At 60.4% G+C, this 2194-nt stretch carries 1 protein-coding gene; it reads left to right on the top strand.

Annotated features, from left to right (window positions below; genetic code table 11):
• Positions 1-2194: putative Ig domain-containing protein (locus QEH54_RS22655; protein ID WP_309021011.1), on the top strand; the 2194-nt coding region annotated here is incomplete at both ends.

Below are 2194 nucleotides of genomic sequence, written 5' to 3'. Positions count from 1 at the left end.
CCGGACTACTCTCCGGCACCCCTGAAAACGCCGACGTGGGCGAGATTGCGGTCACCGTCACCGCCACCGACGCCGCAGGCGCCACCGCTTCCGACTCCTTCGGTATCAGCGTGACCAATACCAACGACGGTCCCGTCGCCACCGCCATCGCCGACCAGTCCGCAACCGAGGACTCCGCTTTCTCCCTCGACGTCTCCGGCAAGTTCTCCGACGTCGACGCCGGCGACTCCCTCACCTACAGCGCCACCCTGGAAAACGGCGATCCTCTGCCCAGCTGGCTATCCATCGACGCAACCACCGGACTACTCTCCGGCACCCCTGAAAACGCCGACGTGGGCGACATCGCGGTCACCGTCACCGCCTCCGACCTCGCAGGCGCTACCGCCTCCGACACCTTCGGTATCATCGTGGTCAATACAAACAACGGCCCAGTCGCAGCCGCCATCGCCGACCAGACCGCTACCGAGGACTCCGCATTCTCCCTCGACATTTCCGGCAAGTTCTCCGACGTCGACGCGGACGACTCCCTGAGCTACAGCGCCACCCTGGAAAACGGCGACCCGCTGCCCGGCTGGCTATCCATCGACTCCACCACCGGACAGCTCTCCGGAACCCCGGAAAACGCCGACGTGGGAAAGATCAGTATTTTGGTCACCGCTACCGATTTCGCAGGAAGTTCAGCGAGTAGCCTATTCGAACTCGAAATAGCCAACGACAACGACGGTCTCGTGGTCTCAGAAGCTATTGCTGACCAACAAACAAGCGAAGCTAGTCTTTTCACTCTCGATGTATCCGGAAACTTCTTTGATGCCGACGTAGGCGACTCCACAACGTACTCCTCGACTTTGGCCAACGGCGATCCACTGCCAGATTGGCTCTCTATCGATCCCGATACCGGTGTGCTTTCAGGCACCCCCGAAAACGAAGACGTGGGCGAACTCTCTGTGAAAGTCATTGCGTCCGACCAGTCCGGAGCAAGCGCCTCGGACGTATTCACCATAGAGGTACAAAATACCAACGACGGCCCCGTCGCCACCGCCATCGCCGACCAGACCGCAACCGAGGACTCCGCATTCTCCCTCGACGTCTCCGGCAGCTTCTCCGACGTCGATGAGGGCGACTCCCTGAGCTACTCCGCCACCCTCCAAAACGGTGATCCCTTGCCCAGCTGGCTCTCCATCGACCCGACCACCGGGCAGCTTTCCGGCACTCCGGAAAACGCCGACGTGGGCGAGATCGCAGTCACCGTCACCGCAATCGACACCGCAGGCGCCTCCGCCTCCGAAACCTTCGGTATCAGCGTGGAAAACACAAATGACGGTCCGATCGTCACCTCTAAAAGCGGACTGACCGCCTCGTATCATCACCTCGACACAAGCCCTGGAAAGCTCTCCGACATCGACTTCGACGCCGAGGCGGATTACGTCGAGACCGTCTCAGAAGTCGATTTCAACGCAGGCAGCGGAGCCGCTCACGAAGGGGGACCGACCGACGACTTCGCGATCCAATACGAAGGCTTCGTCCACATCGACGAAACAGGAGAGTGGAACTTCAAAGTCACCGGCGACGATGGGTACCGTCTATTCGTGGACGGCGAGATGGTGCTCGAATGCGATGGACAGCACGTTTCAACATCAACCATCGGCACAGTCGAGCTCCCAGCCGGCTCCCACAGCATCGAGTTGATCTACTTCGAACGCGGAGGCCTCTCCAATCTCACCTTGGAATGGCAAGGCCCCAACGATAGCGAGTTCTCCGTCATCGACGAAAGCCACTTGTCCCCAGAGGCGGCAGTCGTTGCGAACGAAGATGCCGCGTTCACTCTGGATGTTGGAGAAAACTTCTCCGACATGGATGCAGGCGATGTGTTGACCTTCTCCGCCACCCTAGAAAACGGCGACCCCTTGCCCAGCTGGCTATCCATCGACTCCACCACCGGACAGCTTTCAGGCACTCCGGAAAACGAAGACGTGGGCAGTCTTCATATAGCCGTCACTGCTACGGACCTCGCAGGCGCCTCCGCCTCTAGCACCTATCACGTCGAAGTTGTGAATACCAACGACGGCCCCGTCGCCACCGCCATCGCCGACCAGACCGCAACCGAGGACTCCGCATTCTCCCTCGACGTTTCCGGCAGCTTCTCCGACATCGACGCCGGCGACTCCCTCACCTACAGAGCCACCCTGGAAAACGG

The sequence above is a fragment of the Pelagicoccus sp. SDUM812003 genome (genome assembly GCF_031127815.1).
GTDB lineage: Bacteria > Verrucomicrobiota > Verrucomicrobiia > Opitutales > Opitutaceae > Pelagicoccus.
Note: the sequence above shows the minus strand (reverse complement) of the source record. Positions and strands in the feature narration are given on the sequence as shown.